Annotated in this window: 17 protein-coding genes; 9 read left to right on the top strand and 8 right to left on the bottom strand. The window is 69.2% G+C overall.

Going from position 1 to position 17,823, the window contains the following annotated elements:
• Positions 1 to 218: 218 nt before the first annotated feature.
• Both GQF42_RS03475 and GQF42_RS03470 read left to right on the top strand, forming a co-directional pair.
• The gene (locus tag GQF42_RS03475) at positions 219 to 1,643 is read left to right on the top strand and encodes an alkaline phosphatase family protein (RefSeq protein WP_158917503.1); all 1,425 of its coding nucleotides are present in this window, start codon (positions 219 to 221) and stop codon (positions 1,641 to 1,643) included.
• Between the two features lie 705 nt (positions 1,644 to 2,348).
• The gene (locus GQF42_RS03470) at positions 2,349 to 2,735 is read left to right on the top strand and encodes a hypothetical protein (protein WP_158917501.1); all 387 of its coding nucleotides are present in this window, start codon (positions 2,349 to 2,351) and stop codon (positions 2,733 to 2,735) included.
• Between the two features lie 135 nt (positions 2,736 to 2,870).
• Here GQF42_RS03470 and GQF42_RS03465 read toward each other — a convergent pair whose 3' ends face one another.
• Both GQF42_RS03465 and GQF42_RS03460 read right to left on the bottom strand, forming a co-directional pair.
• Positions 2,871 to 3,572 carry a hypothetical protein gene (locus tag GQF42_RS03465; protein ID WP_158917499.1) on the bottom strand — a complete coding sequence of 234 codons (702 nt, stop codon included), beginning with the start codon at positions 3,570 to 3,572 and terminating at the stop codon, positions 2,871 to 2,873.
• Positions 3,573 to 4,334: 762 nt separating this feature from the next.
• Entirely contained in the window at positions 4,335 to 5,300 is a 966-nt protein-coding gene (locus GQF42_RS03460; RefSeq protein ID WP_158917497.1) for an alpha/beta hydrolase, read from the bottom strand.
• A gap of 188 nt (positions 5,301 to 5,488) precedes the next feature.
• On the opposite strand from GQF42_RS03460, the gene GQF42_RS03455 reads away from it, so the two are divergent.
• The 4 genes from GQF42_RS03455 to GQF42_RS03440 all read left to right on the top strand — a co-directional run bounded on the left by GQF42_RS03455 (position 5,489) and on the right by GQF42_RS03440 (position 10,551).
• Positions 5,489 to 5,947 carry a MarR family winged helix-turn-helix transcriptional regulator gene (locus GQF42_RS03455; RefSeq protein ID WP_199272557.1) on the top strand — a complete coding sequence of 153 codons (459 nt, stop codon included), beginning with the start codon at positions 5,489 to 5,491 and terminating at the stop codon, positions 5,945 to 5,947.
• Between the two features lie 411 nt (positions 5,948 to 6,358).
• Entirely contained in the window at positions 6,359 to 7,597 is a 1,239-nt protein-coding gene (locus GQF42_RS03450; RefSeq protein ID WP_158917495.1) for an MFS transporter, read from the top strand.
• A 574-nt stretch (positions 7,598 to 8,171) separates the two neighbouring features.
• Complete coding sequence (locus tag GQF42_RS03445; protein ID WP_158917493.1) at positions 8,172 to 9,092, top strand: NADP-dependent oxidoreductase; 921 nt, start codon at positions 8,172 to 8,174, stop codon at positions 9,090 to 9,092.
• A 133-nt stretch (positions 9,093 to 9,225) separates the two neighbouring features.
• The gene (locus GQF42_RS03440) at positions 9,226 to 10,551 is read left to right on the top strand and encodes a lanthionine synthetase LanC family protein (protein ID WP_233273209.1); all 1,326 of its coding nucleotides are present in this window, start codon (positions 9,226 to 9,228) and stop codon (positions 10,549 to 10,551) included.
• A gap of 28 nt (positions 10,552 to 10,579) precedes the next feature.
• Here GQF42_RS03440 and GQF42_RS03435 read toward each other — a convergent pair whose 3' ends face one another.
• Positions 10,580 to 10,783 carry a type 2 periplasmic-binding domain-containing protein gene (locus tag GQF42_RS03435; protein ID WP_158917491.1) on the bottom strand — a complete coding sequence of 68 codons (204 nt, stop codon included), beginning with the start codon at positions 10,781 to 10,783 and terminating at the stop codon, positions 10,580 to 10,582.
• A 53-nt stretch (positions 10,784 to 10,836) separates the two neighbouring features.
• Here GQF42_RS03435 and GQF42_RS03430 point away from each other — a divergent pair, with 53 nt between their 5' ends.
• Positions 10,837 to 11,409: an FUSC family protein gene (locus GQF42_RS03430; protein WP_158917489.1), complete on the top strand. Its 573-nt coding sequence runs from the start codon at positions 10,837 to 10,839 to the stop codon at positions 11,407 to 11,409.
• A 104-nt stretch (positions 11,410 to 11,513) separates the two neighbouring features.
• Positions 11,514 to 11,717, top strand: a complete 204-nt coding sequence (locus GQF42_RS03425) for a hypothetical protein (RefSeq protein WP_158917487.1) — start codon at positions 11,514 to 11,516, stop codon at positions 11,715 to 11,717.
• Positions 11,718 to 11,822: 105 nt separating this feature from the next.
• On the opposite strand, the gene GQF42_RS03420 is transcribed toward GQF42_RS03425, so the two are convergent.
• The 4 genes from GQF42_RS03420 to GQF42_RS03405 form a co-directional block, all read right to left on the bottom strand.
• Positions 11,823 to 13,148, bottom strand: coding sequence for an epoxide hydrolase family protein (locus GQF42_RS03420; RefSeq protein ID WP_158917485.1), 1,326 nt, complete (start codon positions 13,146 to 13,148; stop codon positions 11,823 to 11,825).
• A gap of 417 nt (positions 13,149 to 13,565) precedes the next feature.
• The gene (locus GQF42_RS03415) at positions 13,566 to 14,171 is read right to left on the bottom strand and encodes a CGNR zinc finger domain-containing protein (RefSeq protein ID WP_158917483.1); all 606 of its coding nucleotides are present in this window, start codon (positions 14,169 to 14,171) and stop codon (positions 13,566 to 13,568) included.
• Positions 14,172 to 14,454: 283 nt separating this feature from the next.
• Positions 14,455 to 14,712, bottom strand: coding sequence for a hypothetical protein (locus GQF42_RS03410; protein WP_158917481.1), 258 nt, complete (start codon positions 14,710 to 14,712; stop codon positions 14,455 to 14,457).
• A 235-nt stretch (positions 14,713 to 14,947) separates the two neighbouring features.
• A complete protein-coding gene (locus GQF42_RS03405) occupies positions 14,948 to 16,372 on the bottom strand; it encodes an IS1380 family transposase (RefSeq protein WP_267906120.1) in 1,425 nt (474 codons plus the stop codon).
• Positions 16,373 to 16,395: 23 nt separating this feature from the next.
• On the opposite strand from GQF42_RS03405, the gene GQF42_RS45570 reads away from it, so the two are divergent.
• Complete coding sequence (locus GQF42_RS45570; protein ID WP_267893319.1) at positions 16,396 to 17,034, top strand: DUF4277 domain-containing protein; 639 nt, start codon at positions 16,396 to 16,398, stop codon at positions 17,032 to 17,034.
• Here the strand turns inward: GQF42_RS45570 and GQF42_RS03395 are convergent, their stop codons facing one another.
• A complete protein-coding gene (locus tag GQF42_RS03395) occupies positions 17,035 to 17,787 on the bottom strand; it encodes an SDR family NAD(P)-dependent oxidoreductase (protein WP_067045892.1) in 753 nt (250 codons plus the stop codon).
• Positions 17,788 to 17,823 lie beyond the last annotated feature (36 nt).

Genomic DNA, 17,823 nt, shown 5'->3' with positions numbered 1-17,823 from the left:
CTGCAGCAGCCACCCTTTTCTCAACGCAGGGCAACATCGGTGCAACATACAGGCGTTGAATGTCATGGCTTGGCCAACTCCTTCCCGCGCGTTGGTCACAAGTTCACGGTCCTTCCCTGATGCGCCTTGCTGTCCCCGGCGAAGGATGATGACGGCCCACCTTTTCGCCGGGCCGGCCGTCACTCCTAAGCGCCTATCTCGCCTGAGAAAGGGCCGTCATGGCTGAGTTGACACGCCGTAGACTGCTGGGTTCCGCAGCCGCGCTGGGCGGCACCGCGGCTCTCTCCCTCCTCCCGCCGAGCGTCCAGAAGGCCGTCGCCGCGGGGCCGTCCAGCCAGGGATCGCTGAGCGACATCGAGCACGTGGTCATGCTGATGCAGGAGAACCGGTCGTTCGACCACTACTTCGGCACCCTCTCGGGTGTCCGGGGCTTCAACGACCCGAACGCCCTGAAGCTCGGCACCGGACGCTCCGTCTTCTACCAACCCGACGCCGTGAACCCCAAGGGCTATCTGCTGCCCTTCCACCTCGACACCCACACGTCGAGCGCCCAGGCCATCCCGTCCACCAGCCATGCCTGGGCCGTACAGCACCAGGCCTGGAACGGCGGCAGGATGGACCAGTGGCTGCCCGCACACCGCAAGGCCGACGGCGCCAACGGCCCCTATGTGATGGGCTACTACACGCGCGACGACATCCCGTTCCAGTTCGCGCTCGCCGAGACCTTCACCATCTGCGACAACTACTACTGCTCGGTGTTCGGCCCCACCTGGCCCAACCGCCTGATGTGGATGACCGGCACCATCGACCCCGGCGGCACTCGCGGCGGCCCGATCACCAGCAACGTCGCCCCCACGCCGTACCGCTGGACGACGTACGCCGAACGGCTCCAGGCGGCCGGTGTCAGCTGGAAGGTGTACCAGCAGGACGACGACTACGGCTGCAACCTGCTGGAGCAGTTCGCCGCCTTCAAGAACGCGCGGCCCGGCTCCGACCTGTACGAGCGAGGGGTACGTCCGCAGCCCGAGGGTACCTTCGAGGACGACGCACGCAACGACCGCCTGCCGGCCGTGAGCTGGATCATGCCGACGAGCTACCAGTCGGAACACCCCGACTACCTCCCCGCGGCCGGCGCCGACTTCGTCGCCTCGAAGCTCGAGGCGATCGCGTCCAACCCCACGGTGTGGAGCAAGACCGCCTTCATCCTCAACTACGACGAGAACGACGGCCTCTTCGACCACGTGGCCCCGCCCACCCCGCCCGCGGGCACGGCGAACGAGTACATCCAGGGCCTGCCGATCGGTGGTGGCTTCCGTGTCCCGGCCATCCTCATCTCGCCCTGGACCGTGGGAGGTTGGGTCGCCTCGGAGGCCTTCGACCACACCTCGGCCCTGCAGTTCCTGGAACGGTTCACCGGCGTGAAGGAGCCGAACATCAGCGACTGGCGGCGCGCCACCTTCGGCGACCTCACGACCGCCTTCCGCTTCAGCGACGCCACTGCCACCCCGCCCCAGCTCCCCGACGACACCGCGGAGCAGCTGGAGAAGGCCAAGGAGGAGGTGGCGACCCTGCCCAAGCCGACGCTGCCCGGAGCGAACCAGACGTTCCCCCAGCAGGAGGGCGGCAGCCGCCCGCACGTGTGACCCCGAGGGCCCGCGCCGCTCGTGCCCGGGCCCCCTGCCGGTGTCATCGGCCCTGCGGTGATGCCTTCGACCGGTTCCGGCGGGGTGCTGACGCGCCGCGTCCGGAGCCGGACCCGCCCCGACCTGGGCGCGGACGCCACAACCGTCGAAGAGTTCACCCGCGGGGAGTTCACCCGCGGGACCGGTGCGCCGCGCATGCCCAGCCGGTGAGCGTCGCGCTGCGCGCACCGTTCCTCGCCCCGGCCCCTTGCGGCCCCCGCTCGTGCCCCGGTCGCCACGGGCAAGCACGCAGCCGCCGGTCGAGGCTGACACCCACGCCAGGATCAGCGTCGAACTGACCGCGCGCGAGAAGGTCGACGCCATGGAGGTGGCTCCCGTCGTCCCGGCGGGCCGGCAGGTGCGCACCGTGACCGCGCCGCCCACGTCACTGGCCGCGGGCGCCTCGGCGACGGCCGTCTACGACGTCGCGGTCCCCGGCGACGTCACCGGAGGCGGGCACCGCTCGCTGATCACGGCGCGCGGCCGGTCGGCAGAGCGGTACGTGCTGGCCGACGGCGAGATCAGTCCCGTACCGCCGCGTCCGTCGAAGGTCATCTGCTCGGCGAGGACGTCGAGTCGGTCACCGGGTCCCTGCAGCCGTCGGGCGGTGTTCTCGGCTGGACGGCGACCGCCCCGGCGGGCTGGAAGGTCGTCAACGCCCCCGCCATGCCGCAGGGCACCCCGCGGCTGCAGGGCTGGACCTTCCACACCAAACGCCTGTGGCAGACCGGCGGGCAGGACCGCGCCGACTTCGACCGCGCGCTGGGCGTCGTAGCCGTCGCAGACCCGGATGACTGGGACGACACCGGCTCGCCGTCGAGCAAGGGCCGTTTCGACTCCTCGCTCGTCTCCCCGGCGGTCGAACTGCCCGCCGGTGCAACGAGGTCGTACGTGTCCTTCGACTCCCATTACCGCCAGGAAGCCCCGCAGGAGGCGGAACTGACCGCGGCCTTCGACGACGGAACCACCGTACGGCTGCTCCACTACTCCTCGGCCGCCGCTCGGCCCGACGTGCACGACAGCGAGTCGGGACGGGAGTTCCCGGATGGGTGAGGTGGCGGGCGGACAGGGCTTTGCCCGGGCACCGGGGTTGTGGTGTTCGGTGTCCGGGACTGGAGCGTGTGCCAGGTGGTGGGGGGTGGGGTCCCCGGCCCGATTCCGGCGGGCCGGGGTGGTGCGGGTTTCGGGTCAGTCGTCGTCGTGGTGCCGGATCACGCGGAAGCTGGCCACTACGCCGTCCTTGACGTGGACGCCCTCGGGAGGGCACGCGTGCACGCCGAAGCTGGCGCTGTGGGGGCCGACGGTGGCAATGGGCGCGCCGTTGTCGCAGACCGCCCCGCGGAAGACCTCGACGGTCTTGTGGCTCTCGTTGCGGACGTTCAGGCTCCTGGCGCCGAGGCCGCTGACGACGGTGATGCAGTCGCCGGGGTGCGTGGAGTAGGACCGCTCGTTGATCAGGATCCTGCCTCCCCGGCGGCCTTCGCCACCCCAGCCTCCACCACCCCAGCCACCGCCGCCGCGACCTTCGCCGCCGCGACCCTCGTCACCGCGGCCCTCACCGCCGCGACCTCCGTCACCGCCGCGGCCTCCTTCGTCTCGGCCTCCGTCACCGCCGCGGCCTCCCTCGCCGCCGCGGCCTTCATCGCCCCGGCCGTCGTTGCCTTTGCCTTGTCCGGAGTTGCTGCCGACGGGGGCGGCAGCGGGGGCCGGGGCCGTCTGGGGCGCCGGTGTGACGGCGGCCGGAGCTGCGTGGTGTGCTGGGGCGACTGCGGCCGGGGCTGCCTGGGGCACGGGGGCTGAGGAAGCCGAGGCGTAGGTGATGCCGGTCACGGCAAGTGCCGCGGCGGCTCCGGCAGTGGCGGTCACCATGGTGGAACGGGCGAGCTTCATGTCGCTTCTCCTGTCGGGTATCTCGGAGATGCCGGCTCGTCAGCCGACTGCGACCAAACGTACCTATGACGGCCATATCGGTCATATCGGAAGGTTGCGACAGGGGGCCGAAAGGGGCATGGCCGGGCCTCGCTTGTTGCGCTGCGAGAGTGCCAAATGCCCCAAAAGGCAGGCATATTGAAGTACTATTAGTCCGTACGGGGGATCTAGTGGTGTCTATCCACCTTCTGATGGCGGCGAGTCGTTGCGTCTGACGCTCGGTGGGCCGTGTTAAAAGGCCAACCGCGCGGAAATCCGGTCCCCTGTCCGGGATGGGTCGAGGGCTTGGAGCGCATGGTTCAAGGCCCGGCCGGCGGCGTGTCTGTGGTCCGTCGTGGGCGAACAGTGATCCGCCCTCCGCGCGGACCCGCAGCGGCCGTACGGGCGGCGCCGCGGATCGTCTGCGGGTCGAACCGATGTGCGAAGGACGGCATCTCCTCTTCCGCCGCTTGGATTCTCCCGCCACTTTTGCTTGGCCGCGCCCGTGGACCGCCCCGCGGTCGTGGTCTGCGAAGGTCGCCTCTCACGACGGCGGGGCGCGTTTCCGGGCTCGGTCACGCCGGGGACGCCGGCCGTTCCCGCAGTCCGCAGTCCGCAGTCCGCAGTCCGCAGCCCCAGTCGGCAGCCGGCATGGGCCGGGAGAAGCCGGGCCTCGTCACCAGTGGCCCCGCATGGAAACGCGCAGCCCCGCCGTCGTCATCTCCCGGATGCGGTCGAACTCGCTCAGGCGACGCCGAACGCGGTGCGCAGAGTGGTGATGGCCTGGTTGATGGCCGCTTCGGCGGCGTGGGTCTCGCGCAGGGCGTTGAGCATCACGAAGTCGTGGATGACGCCCTGGTACCGGACGGCCGTGACGGGCACGCCCGCCTCGCGCAGCTTGTTGGCGTAGGCCTCGCCCTCGTCGCGCAGCACGTCGGCCTCGGCGGTGATGACCAGGGCCGGGGGCAGGCCGGTGAGCTGCTCGGTGGTGGCGCGCAGCGGGGAGGCCGTGATCTCGGCGCGCTGCCGCTCGTCGGTCGTGTACTGGTCCCAGAACCACTGCATGGCGTCCCGGCGCAAGAAGTAGCCGGTGGCGAACTGGTGGTACGAGGGCGTGTCGAAGGCGGCGTCGGTGACCGGGTAGAACAGCACCTGCTGCACCAGGGGGACGTCGCCGCGTTCCTTGGCCATCAGGGTCAGCGCGGCGGACATGTTGCCGCCGACGGAGTCGCCGGCCACCGCGATGCGGGTGGCGTCCAGCCCCTTGGAAGCACCGTCGGTGATGATCCACCGGGCGACGGCGTAGTTCTGCTCGATCGCGACGGGGTAGCGGGCCTCGGGCGAGAGGTCGTACTCGGGGAAGACGACCGCGGCGTTCGCGCCGACGGCGAGTTCGCGCACCAGGCGGTCGTGGGTGTGGGCGTTGCCGAAGACCCAGCCGGCGCCGTGCAGGTAGACGATCACCGGCAGCGGTCCGTCGGCGTCGGTCGGGCGGACGATGCGGGCCCGCACCGATCCGGTGGGGCCGCCCTGGACGGTCACCCATTCCTCGTGGATCTCGGGCTTGTCGATCTCGCCGGACTGGACCTCGTCGACGGCCTTGCGTCCCTCGACCGGGCCGAGGTCGAACAGGTACGGCGGGTTGGCGGTGGCCTCGGCGAACGCGGCGGCGGCCGGCTCCAGCACCGGGCCGGTGGTGTGCACGGACATGGGGACTCCTTGAGCTGATGCCGGGGCCGGTGGCCTCGACGGCTGGTGCGCCCGGCCGTTCGGCGGGCACGGATAGAACTGTAGCGCTCGATTTGGTCGTGCACAACTTAATCGAGCGATACATGGTCGTGGGCGTCTGGAATGGGTAGAATGGCCTCTGTTGATCACCGGAGGTAAGGACCGCACTCATGGATCAAAGCGCGCAAGACGACATCGAAGAGGGTTCACTGCTGCTTCAGGACCAGCTCTGCTTCGCCCTGTATGCCGCCTCGCGGTCGGTCACCACCCGCTACCGGCCCCTGCTGGACAAGCTCGGGCTGACCTACCCGCAGTACCTCGTGATGCTGGTGTTGTGGGAGCAGGACCCGGTCACGGTGCGGGACCTGGGCGACGCCCTCCAGCTGGAATCGAGCACCCTCTCGCCGCTGCTCAAGCGCCTCGAAGCCGCCGGTCTGATTCACCGCGAGCGCCGCGCCGAGGATGAACGCTCCGTCGCGGTACGCCTCACCCGAGCCGGGGCGGATCTCCGGGAGAAAGCCCGCACCGTTCCCCTCGCCATCGGCGAGGCCATGGGCCTGACCCCCGAACAGGACGCCACCGCGAAGCAGCTGCTCCGCCTGCTCACGGCGAACGTCACCCATGGCTGAAGCACCGGCGTACGGCCGCACCCACTGACGGAGGGCTCGCTGCCGCGACGCCCTGTCGGATCCGACTGCCGCTCGGCGTCTCCGGGTGGAGAGGTCCTCGTGGGCAACCCGGGCAGGGGGGCGCGGTCGGTGCGGGTCACTTGTGCGACGCGGCGAAGTCGCCTCTGCTGTTCGTCCCTTGGCACAGACGGCGGAGCGGCAGCCGCAAGGGCATGGACATCGCCGCCCCTGGCGATGACAATGGCCGCCGACAACACATCAAGATTTCTGCCCGGTGATGGAGTCGGTGCGGGGCGCGTGCCCCCTCTCCGCGCCACCACTGGACGGTTTCAGGCGGCGACCAAGGGTCGGTACATCCGGGCACCGACGACCCAGGTGGGCCGTCCCGCCGGGCAGCGAAAAGGACTCGCCGTGCCGTCGGCGAACTACCGTTCCCTGCTGCGTACCCCGGGTGCTGCAGCCTTCTTCCTCCCGGCATCGCTCGGACGCGTCGGCGTCGCGATGACCAGCCTCGGCATCGTCTGGCTCGTGCACAGCCACACCGGCACCTTCGCCGCGGCCGGCCTGGTAGGTGGCGGGTTCGCGGTGTCCGAAGCGCTCGCGGCGCCACAACTGGCCCGGCTCGTGGACCGGTTCGGGCAGACCCGGGTCCTGCCGCCCTCCCTGCTCGCCCACGCCCTCGCGGTGGCGGTCCTCGTGTCCCTGATCGCCGCGGACGCCTCCGACGCCCTCCTCGTTCTGGGCGGTGTCCTGGTCGGGGCCAGCGTTCCCCAACTCGCCGCGATGTCCGCGGCACGTTGGGCGGCACTGCTGCGCACCGGCCGATCGGCGGAACTGCCCACCGCCTTCGCACTGGAGTCCGTCAGCAACGCGGTGGGCTACCTCGTGGGCCCGACGTTGATCAGCGCACTCGCCGCGTCCGGACATCCCGTCGTCGGAACGGTGCTGGCTGTGTCCTTGTCGGTGGTCGGCGGTCTGCTCCTCGCGGCGCAGCGCGGCAGCGCACCCGTGCCCTCGCCGGCGGTCGACAGCGCCCCGCACACCCGTGGGGAGCGGTCGTTGCTGCGCCGGGAAGTCGTTGTACTGGCGGGCCTCAACCTCGCCATCGGGGTCTTCTTCGGTGCCATGCAGGTGTCGGTCACCGCCTTCGTGGTGGAGCGCGGCGCGCCGAGCGCCGCCGCCCCGATCTTCGCCGTCTCCAATTGCAGTGGATTGCTGGCCGGTTGGCTGTACGGGCTGCGCCGGTGGCGCGCCACACCTGAGGCGCAACTGCTGGTGGCGACGAGTGCGCTGCTGCTCGGCACGCTGCTGTTGCTCACCGTAGCCTCACCGTTCGGGCTCGGGTTGGCCGTGGTGGTGACCGGTGCCACGATCCCACCCCTTCTGGTGCTCTTCTCCGTGCTCACCGAGTCGACCGTCCACCAGGCCGTCCTGACCCAGGCGTTCTCCTGGCTCGGCTCCGCAGGCGCGGCGGGCTCGGCCGCCGCGGCGGCAGTCTCCGGCTGGGCGATCGACTCGCTCGGGCCGCGCGGCGGCTTCGCGGTCACCGCCGGGGCCGCCGCCGCCATGACGCTCCAGAGCCTCGCCGGCCTACGCCTGCTGCGCTCACCGCAGGGGCGGTCGACACGTACGGAGCCGACGACGAACTGAGCCCACTCGCATGCGCCCGCATCGTGCGGGCGAGTGCGAGCCCGAGCCCGACGGGGTCACTGTTTGTTCCACGGACGGTGGTGCAGGCCGGGCCGCGGGCCGCGGACGTGCACCGGTGGGTCCACGGCGGCTCCTACGGCGTCGACGACGGGCCTTGCCGATCGCCGAGGTGCTGGGCACCTCCGTGCCGCCCGACCGCCCGACCGCCCGACCGCCCGACCGCCCGACCGTCCGCCCGGCAGCACGCCTCACGGACGCGACGCCGCGTGGCTGAGGCGAAGCAGGACACGCCGCAAGCGCCCAGGGCGGAGAGGGAACGCGTGCTCGACGCCTTCCGCGCTGCCTACGAAGCCGGGGATCCGGCCGGCCTGGTCAGGAGGCTCCATCCGGAGGCCGCCCACGTCACCGACGGCGGCGGCGAGATCGCCGCTGCCCGCAGGCTGAAGCCGGAACGCCCAACGAGACAGGGGCGTCAAATCACCATGTGGTCCAAAAGCATCGCCCATGATTGTCGGAGACGATGCGCTCCCCATTCATGGTGAAATGCCCTGCTGTGCGGCAGGAAGGACCTTTCATGCAAGCCATCACCGTGCAAGACCGCGAGGCTGGTATCGGCGGCCTCGCTCTGCGGGATATTCCCTATCCCCACGCCGCCGAGAACGACGTCGTCGTGCGGGTGCATGCTGCCGGGTTCACACCCGGAGAGCTGGAGTGGCCGGGAACGTGGACCGATCGTGCGGGCCACGACCGCACTGCGAGCGTGCCCGGCCACGAGGTGTCGGGAGTCGTCGTCGAACTGGGGTACGGCACCACCGGCTTGAGCGTCGGCCAGCGAGTGTTCGGGCTGACGGACTGGACCCGCAACGGCTCCCTGGCTGAGTACACGGCGGTGGAGGCCCGCAACCTAGCGCCTCTTCCGGCGGACGTCGACCACATCACGGCCGCCGCACTGCCGATCTCCGGGCTCACCGCCTGGCAGGGGCTGTTCGACCACGCCCGCCTCACCACCGGCCAGACCGCCCTGATCCACGGTGTCGCCGGCGGCGTCGGTTCGCTCGCGGTGCAGCTCGCACGCGAGGTGGGAGCTGGGGTCATCGGCACAGGTCGGGCCTCCGACCGGGACACCGCCCTCGCTCTCGGCGTGCACACCTTCCTGGACCTGCAGGCCGACAAGCTGGAGGACGCCGGCGAGGTCGACGTGGTCTTCGACATGATCGGCGGTGAGATCCTCGACCGTTCCACCGCTCTCGTCCGCGCCGGTGGCACGCTCGTCACGATCGCTCAGCCGCCCACCGTCCAACCCGAGAACGGACGGTCCGTCTTCTTTGTCGTCGAACCCGACCGCGACAGGCTTGCGGATCTTGCCCGGCGGCTGCGGGACGGGCGGCTGAAGCCCATCGTCGGTGCCGTGCGCCCGCTGGCCGAGGCGCCTGCCGCGTTCGCCCCGGAACGGCGTACCGCGGGAAAGACCATCATCCGTGTCGCGGAAGACTGAGTGTCGAAGCAACCCTCCGAAACGCTGTTGCCGCTGTTGCAGAAGAAGCTGCCGAACCTCAAGGGGAAAACGTTCACTGCGGCAGTTGTCGATCGATGCAGGTGGCCCGGTCGGCGGGTTGTAGCGTGACCTGGTGAGGGGCGACGTATATCGGGACGTGGGCGAGGCCGCCTGGGCCTGGGTGCTGCGTCAGGTGCGCGAGGACGAGGGTCCGTGGCTGGTGGAGACAGTGCCGGAGGACGGTCCGGGAACCATGTCACCGGCGAAGGACCGCGACTCGCTGTACGCGGGGATCGCGGGCCTGGCCCCGGTGCTGGCCGAGATCGCCCAGTACCGGAAGCTGAGCGCGAAGGAAGCAGCACTGGCGACAGGCATCGTGAGCAGACTGTCGGCACAGGCCGGGCAGAGAACGGAACCGTCGTTGTACGACGGCCTCGCAGGCGACGCCATGGCACTCAGACTCCTCGCCCCGGGCGAGGAAGCGGTCGCCCTGCGGCGGCTCGCCGTCCTGGCCACCAGCGAGGGATGGAAGACCACCCTCGATTTCGAACCGGCTTCCGACGTGCCCCTGACCGACGTCGTGATGGGCACCGCGGGCGTGGTGATGACGGCGGTCTGGGCGAACAGCGAGTTCACCGAGGCGATCGCCACGCTGGGAGGCGAGGCACTGCTGCGCGCGGCGGATCGTACGGAGGCGGGCCTCGACTGGGGCATGACGCCGGGTAGGCCATCGAGGGCGCCGAACTACTCCCACGGAACCGCCGGGATCGCGGCCGCACTGGCAGTGGCCGGCACCGCCTTGGACCGGAGCGACTTCGTCGAGGCTGCGGTGGAGGGCGCCCGGCACGTCCTTTCGGTGGGGTCGTTGGCGGACGCAGGTTTCATCGTCCCGCACACGATTCCGCCGTCGAGACGGGAGGTGGAACCGGTGACGTACACGTGGTGCCATGGCCCGGCGGGCACCTCGCACCTGTTCGCCGCACTGTCCCACGCGGGGGTCACAGAGGTGGCGGGTCACGAGGTCGACGCGCTGCGGCAGCGCTGTCTGACCTCGATCCTGACCTCGGATCTGCCGGAACGCATCCGGCCCGGCTTCTGGGACAACGACGGCCGCTGCTGCGGAACGGCGGGCGTCGGAGACGTACTCCTGGACGCGGCTCAGGACTGCCGGGCACCAGCGAGGAGACAGATTCTGCTCCAGGCCGCGCACAGGATGGGCGACGCGTTGCTGGACCGGGCCATCAGGGACGAGACGGGCGCCCGTTGGCGCTTTCTGGAGCACCGCAAGGACCCACCGCTGCTACCCCCCGGCACGGCGTGGATGCAGGGCGCGGCAGGCATCGCGGCCTACCTGCTGCGCCTCGCCCGGTACGTCGAGACCGGGCCGGACGCCCTGGTCGTGGACCGCCCGGACCAGTGGTGGGCCGTGCCGGCGCGCCTGCGCAGCACGGGATCATGACAGCAGCGGTCGCAGCGCCGTCGACCTTTCAGGCTCGTGCTGCGGACGCCTCGTTCATGGCGGCCGTCGCGCTCAGTGCGTGGTCGAGGAACCGCTGTGGCGCCGGCGGCAGAGTGCGGGAGCCCAGCCAGGCGGTGCCGATGTCGCGAACGGTCTGCACGTCGGTGACTTTCAGATAGTGGATGGGGAGGTCCGCGCTGGGCTGCGGGAGCGTCGCGGTGTCGGGCGACACGGGGGCGGTCCACGTCGTCCGGCCCCAGACCGGACGCCGGCAGGGAGCATTCGATGTCCTCGGGAGCGTCCACCGACAGGTACACGCCGCCGGGGCGGCGGTACCCGTTCAGTACCCAGGTAGGCGTTCTGAGCGGCGGTGACAGGGCGCCACGCCTTCCGCTGGCCGTCGTGGCGGGTGCCGCCGAGGCACTGGTTCAGGCCACGGGAATGTTCGAAGGACGCTGGGCGGTGCTGACGGTGTTCCTGGTGCTCAAGCCGGACTTCACCGCCACGCTCCAGCCCAGCGTGGGCCGGGCCCTGGGCACCGCCGTCGGCTCGGGCGCCGCGGCGTTGGTCGCGCTGGCCGCCCCCGGCCCGGTCGGACTCAGCGCAGCGGCCGTGCTCGCCATCGCGACGGCGTATGCCCTGTTCGACGCCGGCTACCTGCTCTACACCGCCTTCCTCACCCTCTACATCGTCATCCTGCTCGACATCCTCGGCCTGCCCGCGGACTCCACCGCGGCCGCACGCCTGGCACAGACCGCCCTCGGCTCCGCGATCGCCCTCCTCGGCTACTGGCTGTGGCACTGTGCCGCTGCCGGCTGGGCGTCACCCGAGACCAGAGCGCGTGTGACGCTTCTGTGAAGGCGGCCGGATTCCAGACTGCGAACGCAGGGGCCTGGCCGCCGATGCCTTCCCGCTACGTATGCTGGCGCATCGAACTGCCGGGCGGCTGAGGGGGTTTGCACGTGCCGCTGCACAAGGACGACCCGAGATCCATCGGTGGCTACAAGCTGGTCGATCGGCTCGGAGCCGGCGGCATGGGCATGGTGGACAGCGGGCTTCTGCCCACCGTGTGGTTCAACAAGGGCGCCCTGGTGCTGGCGACCTCCGACGGCACTCTCTTCACCCTCGACCCGGCACACCCCGAGCGGAAACCCGTCCCGGGGTGATACGGACCGGCCGCCACTGCCGAGGCGGGTCGGGCATGTGCGCGGCCCGAATTGGCCGGCATCCGGTGGGCAGACAGCAGTCGCTGTCGCGCACCGCTCCGGGCATCACTTTCCCGTGACTCCCTGTGAGCTGCGCAGATCCCTGAATGCGGCCCGGAGTTCGCTTGTGAAGATGTCCGGCACTTCCCAGGCTGCGAAGTGCCCGCCGTTGCGGACTTGATGGAAGTAGCGGAGGTCGTGGTAGCTGCGCGTTGCCCAACTCCGTGGCGCCTGGTAGATCTCTCCGGGGAATACGGTGATGGCAGCCGGTATGGATACCGACACGGCGTTGAAGTTGTTGGCGTTGTTCTCCCAGTAGAGACGCGAGGAAGAAGTCGCGGTGTTCGTGACCCAGTAGAGCGTGATGTCGTCGAGCATCTCGTCCTTGGTGAGTACACGCTCGGGATGGCCGCCGCTGTAGGTCCAGGCGGCGAACTTGTCGTACATCCAGGCGGCCAGTCCGACGGGGGAGTCCGTCAATCCGTATCCCTCGGTCTGTGGACGGGTGACCATCATGGCCGAGTAACCGGATCCGGTCTTGTAGAAAGTGGCCAGCTGGTTGTACGCGGCTTTCTCGTCTGGGCTCAGGCCGGCTGGTACGGGATCACCGCAGGCGAGTTTCCTGGCGATGTCCGGCGGGACGGTGGCGGGAAAATTGACATGGATACCGAGCAGTCCCGCGGGTTGCTGTATCGCCATCTTGTCCGAGATCACAGCGCCCCAGTCGCCGCCCTGGGAGACATATCTCTTGTACCCCAGTCGTGCCATCAACACGGCCCAGGCGCGTGCAATGCGGTCGGGGTTCCACCCGGTACTCGTCGGCCGTTCCGAGAAGCCGTAGCCTGGCATCGACGGTATGACGAGGTGAAAGGCGTCCTCGGCGCGTCCTCCGTGAGCCGTTGGGTTGCTGAGCGGCCCGATGACCTTCAAGAACTCCAGGATGGAACCGGGCCAACCATGGGTCAGAATCATGGGGAGCGCGTCCGCATGGCGAGAGCGGACGTGGATGAAGTGGATGCCGAGTCCGTCGATCTCTGTCATGTACTGCGGTAGCGAGTTGAGTTTCTCCTCGATATTCCGCCAATTGTAGACTGTTCCCCAGTAACGGGCGAGTTCTTTCATCGTGGCCAGTTGGACACCTTGGGACTGATCGTTGACCGTTTCCCGATCGGGCCACCGGGTGGCCATGATGCGTCGACGAAGATCAGCAAGGTCGCGCTCCGGGATGCCCACGCGGAAGGGGCGAATGCTCTGCCTCCCGCTCGCCGATTCCGGCTTTCCGGGGTAATCCAAGGCCTGCAGACCGAAAGCCCCCGTTGCCGCCATGGTTCCAGCAGTGGCCGATGTGTAGATGAACTTTCGGCGAGAACACATCCGGGAGAAGTCTGGCATAGCGGATCTCCTTGGAGCATCCCATTGGTTCCAGGGGTGAGAGTGCACGGGGGAGCGCATCCCCCTGTACTTTCTCGAACTTATTCGGCACGGATTCAGACGCCGATCCCGTCACCCAATGCGACGATACCTATCTCTCTGTGAGTGCGCAATTTGGCGTAGCGGACCGAATACCGGCGCTCAGCGCGAGCAATCCGGGTGCGCGGGTCCGCGGGCGGCCGTTGGGGGAGCCTCCGGGCCGGGATGCCCGGCGGCGGGACGGTGTCCCACCGGGGCTGCCGCTCCTGTGCCTGCGCCGGTGGTGCGCGTCAACCGAGAGCCGTTCCTGCGCGTGCGAACTTCATGCGCTCGGGCCTGCTGCAGAACGCACCGATCCGGCTGCTGTCCGGCGAATGACGGTATACCGAGAGCCGATTGTCAGGCCTGGTCGGCAGCAGCCCGCTTGCGCGCACGATAGTTGCGCAGATTGGCGGCGTTGCCGCAGACGCGGACGTCATGCCAGACGCCGCTGTTGTTGCGGGAGCGGTCGTAGAAGGCAGTCGCACAGCGGGTGTTGCGGCAGGTTTTCAGGCGGCGCAGACTGTCGGTGCACTGTGCCCGATAGGCCTCGATGAGGGTGAGTGACGCCACTTGCCGCCATCCCGTGCCGCGCGGCTCGGCCTGGATGGTCCCGTGCTCGTCGAGGCGCAACGCCATGGGCAAGGTCATCAGCGAGGCCGTCGGGCCGGTCTCCGGTGCCGTCTCGGCGGCCTGCGCCCGCAGGATCTGGTTCAGGTCATGGCGGAAGTCGCGGAGGCTGCGTACGTCCTCGGCCGTCAACTCCACAGCGGGTGTGGGCTGGTGGGTCTCGCTGCTCCAGCTCTTCAATGCCTGGTCGAGCCAGTCATTGGCTTCTTCGGTGGTCTGCAGCAGGTCGGGTTCGCGCGGCTTTCCGGCGGACTGTGTGTTGAGCAGGTCCTGTACGAACGCCAGCTCGCCCGGGGCGGGCTGCAGACCGTAGCGGACCGTAGCACTCCAGTACATTTTCGGATCTCTTTCCGTGGCGGCCCTCGCGACAACATGCCCATAGCCATTTTGCCTATTACGGACAGAAAGTAACCCTGCGGCGGGTTGGTGTCACCTCGCCTGAATTTTCGTAGAGACTGTGGCCCGTTCGTCTCCTGGCCTGCGCAGCCTGGATCAGTTCACCAACAGAAGCATCTGGATGTCGGGTCTGATTTCGCCCGCGCCGATCGGTGCCTCCAACCACCCGGTTCACCCTTGAGGCGGAGCGCCGGTCGATGACGGCGTGCGACGCAGCGGCCGGTCAGCCCTTGGCGGACCTGGCCGAGCCCCACAGCGCACCCTGGTTGACGCGGTCGGGATGCAGTTCCAGCATCCCGCGGTAGAGGTCGATGGTCGTCGCGGTGCGCTCTGCGACTGCCTCGAAGTCGTGGATGTACCGCCGGGTTTCGTCAATGACACAGTCGTATCTGTGCGAAACACAGTCGTATCCCTGCGAAGAGGTGAGCGGGTAATGGACTTCGAAGAAGTACTCGTACCCGCGGTCCCTTTCCGTGATCACGATGGCGCATGGCTTCGGCGGAGTCGGCGTTCAAATCGTCGGTCGCAGCTGGTTGGCCTCGATCCTTCAGCTGCCTTCGTGGGGTGATCGACTCGGCGGTTCGCCCGTAATGTCCCCATGGTCATCAGGGCGGGCCGTCGCGTGACGCTGCGGGGGCGCCGGCTTCCACGGGGCCGGTGTCCTGCCGTTCCACTTCCACTCCTTCCTGGTCCTCGTCGAGGCGGTGGCCGGAGCGTTAGGTGACGTCCGGGAGGTCGGTTAGCCGTTGCCAGGCCAGGGTGAACGCGTGGGCCCAGGACCAGGTGCGTTCGATCCGCAGCCACCGGCGGCGGGCATGGCGGGCCAGGCGGGCGGGCAGGTGGTAGATCCGGTACCGCATCGTGTCGGGCTCGGCTCGCACCAGATCGTCCTGGTCGTGCAGGGCCAGGAGACGGACCCAGCAGTCCAGGTCATGGCCGATGTTCGCGGCGAGCACCCAGCCCTGGTTGACCTGCCACTTCTTGGACGGCAGGTTGCGCAGGCCCATCGCCTTGTCGCCGCGCACGCGGTCCTCGACCGTGGCGTGGGAGCGGCTGAGGGCATCGAGCCACTGCGGCTGGTGGGAGCCGGCGATGCCCCACATGTGGCGGATGTTCGTGGCGACGACCGAGTCCTTCCAGCCGGTCTTCTTCTCGAACGCGGTCAGCTTCTTGACCTGCCGCCCGGACGGTTTGACCCGACGGACCAACAGCCGCATCCCGTCCGGCCAGCCCGACCGCTGGTTCAGCCCGGTCAACTCCGCCACCCCGTAGCTTTCGTGGGGTGTGCCGTCCTGTTCGAGCAGCGCGTCCCACGCCCGCTCGGGCAGGTGGGCGATGGCCTGCTCGTCGTCGGCGGTGATGGTCCAGCCGGTCAGGTAGCGCACAGTGCGCCGGGCGGTGTTCAGTTTCTCCAGATGCTCCAACAGTTCGTGGGTGGCGCCCGCGCCGTCGACGCGGACCAGGATCTTTGCCCGGGAGCTGTCGGGGATCTGCCCAAGCGCGTCCGCGAGCACGGCAAGGTGGTCGGCGACCGTGTTCGATCCGGCGTTGCCCGGCCTGAGCAGCATGGCCAGCGATTCCTGGGTGTTGGCGCACCACGCCGCCAAGGGGTGGAAGCCGAACGTCTTCTTGAAGGTGGCCGCGGCGCCCTCCTTCTTGGAGGAGGCCAGGATGACCGTGGCGTCGATGTCGATCACGATCCAGCCGGTCAGCACCTTGCCGGCCACCGCCAGCCAGGGGAAACCTCCCGGTCGCAGTGCGAGCAGGCTCCAGAGGTGCCGCCGGACCCGGGCTCTCGCCCTGGCGATCCGCCCCAGTTCCCGCTCGTCCATCCCCGCCAGCAGCCGGTGCGCGGTCGAGTCAGACCCGGCCGGGCCGAGGATCGCCTGATGGTGGGCCTGGAGCTGCTCGGCCTCGGACAGGTTCGTCGCCCCGAGCACGATCGCCGAGGCCAGGCCGAGGAGCACATGCGCACGGTTCCGCCAGGTTGCGCTCCCGCCCGCCGGCCACAGTCGCTGGAGCGCGACGGTCAGCCCGACCCGGTCCGCGACCCGGTGCAGCAGCACCGCCCCAGCATGCCCAACCAACCCCCTCCCGTCGGCCGTCACAGACAGCTGCCGGCCCCACCCGGTACGCTCCACCACCAGAAAGGTGCACCTGCTCTCTGCGCGGACACGACTTCGACACTCGTATCCTCGCAGGCCACGAGGCACCTTTCGCTAACTCTGAGTCAGACCAACTCGCCCGGCTCAATACCCGAGGCCAGTTCCTGCGCCGTCTGGACGTCGCCGGGATCATCGATGGGCTGTGTCCGATGCGGACCGAGGTCACCCACATCACCCACAGACAAGTCATCGAGGCGTTGATCGCCAACCGGCTCTCCTCGCCGATGCCGATGTTCAAGGTGAACAAGTGGGCTGAGCAGTGGGCGGTGGACGAGGTCTTCGGCATCACCCCGGACTTCCTCAACGACGACCGGATCGGCCGTGCTCTGCACGCGATCGCCCCGCACCTGGCCCAGATCAACGGCTCGGTGGGCGCCAGGGCGAAAGCCGAGTTCGGGATCGACACCACGCGCTGGCACTGGGACATGACCAGCATCTCCCTGCACGGCGCCTACGACTCCATGGCCGCGGTCGTGGGACATTCACAAGCACCACTGGGCGTGGATGTCCGGGAAGTGCCTGCTTGCCGCAGGGTACGGCCGCCCGGGGTCGGGCAGACCCCGGGCGGCTGGGAATGTGCTGAGCGGCATTGCGTCCAGTGTCGGCCGGTTCATACGCCGCCGACGTCTCGCCCGTGACTACGGGACGCTGTAGCCGCCGTCGACGGGCAGTGCGATGCCGGTGACGAAGCTGGACTTGTCGGAGGCGAGCCAGACGACGGCGTCGGCGATCTCCTCCGGGCGGGCGATCCGGCCCAGGGGGTGGGCAGCGCCGAACGCCTTCCGGTCCTCCGCTGGCATGTCCGCGATCATCGGGGTTTCCACCAGGCCGGGGCACACGGCGTTGATGCGGATGCCCTGGGGTGCGACCTCGAGGGCGGAGCTCTTGGTCATGGCGACTTCGGCGGCCTTGGTAGCCGTGTAACCGGAGAACCCGGGGACACCCACCAGTGCCGCGCCGGAAGACATGTTGACGATCGCGCCGGAGCCCTGCGCCACCATGTACTGGAGCTCGTACTTCATCGACAGGAACACGCCGCGCACGTTGAGGGCGAGCATGTGGTCGAGCATGTCCGTGGAGTAGTCCTTGGTGAGCTGGTACTCGCCGTCGTAGCCCGCGTTGTTCAGGGCGATGTCCAGGCGGCCGGTGTCCGCGGTCGCGGCCTTGACGGCACGCTCGATCTGAGCCTCGTCGGTCATGTCCGCCACCACATGGCGGGCCGAGCCGCCGGCGGCCTCGATCAGGCGCACCGTCTCCTTCAGGGTCTCCGCGGTGCGGCCCGCGACCGTCACCAGCGCCCCTTCGGCGGCAAGGGCCAGGGCGGACGCCCGACCGATACCGGATCCGCCGCCGGTGACCAGTGCGGTCTTGCCTGCGAACTGCTGGGTCATCTGCGTCTCTTTCATTCGTCGTGTCGCGTCGTATGC

The organism is Streptomyces broussonetiae (assembly GCF_009796285.1).
Classification (GTDB): Bacteria; Actinomycetota; Actinomycetes; order Streptomycetales; family Streptomycetaceae; genus Streptomyces; species Streptomyces broussonetiae.
Note: the sequence above shows the minus strand (reverse complement) of the source record. Positions and strands in the feature narration are given on the sequence as shown.

Bases quoted from the DNA above. Each gene is read 5' to 3' on its own strand.
- GQF42_RS03475 (WP_158917503.1), top strand. From the start codon at position 219: ATGGCTGAGTTGACACGCCGTAGACTGCTGGGTTCCGCAGCCGCGCTG.
- GQF42_RS03470 (WP_158917501.1), top strand. From the start codon at position 2,349: ATGCCGCAGGGCACCCCGCGGCTGCAGGGCTGGACCTTCCACACCAAA.
- GQF42_RS03465 (WP_158917499.1), bottom strand. From the start codon at position 3,572: ATGAAGCTCGCCCGTTCCACCATGGTGACCGCCACTGCCGGAGCCGCC.
- GQF42_RS03460 (WP_158917497.1), bottom strand. From the start codon at position 5,300: ATGTCCGTGCACACCACCGGCCCGGTGCTGGAGCCGGCCGCCGCCGCG.
- GQF42_RS03455 (WP_199272557.1), top strand. From the start codon at position 5,489: ATGGATCAAAGCGCGCAAGACGACATCGAAGAGGGTTCACTGCTGCTT.
- GQF42_RS03445 (WP_158917493.1), top strand. From the start codon at position 8,172: ATGCAAGCCATCACCGTGCAAGACCGCGAGGCTGGTATCGGCGGCCTC.
- GQF42_RS03430 (WP_158917489.1), top strand. From the start codon at position 10,837: ATGTCCTCGGGAGCGTCCACCGACAGGTACACGCCGCCGGGGCGGCGG.
- GQF42_RS03420 (WP_158917485.1), bottom strand. From the start codon at position 13,148: ATGCCAGACTTCTCCCGGATGTGTTCTCGCCGAAAGTTCATCTACACA.
- GQF42_RS03415 (WP_158917483.1), bottom strand. From the start codon at position 14,171: ATGTACTGGAGTGCTACGGTCCGCTACGGTCTGCAGCCCGCCCCGGGC.
- GQF42_RS03395 (WP_067045892.1), bottom strand. From the start codon at position 17,787: ATGACCCAGCAGTTCGCAGGCAAGACCGCACTGGTCACCGGCGGCGGA.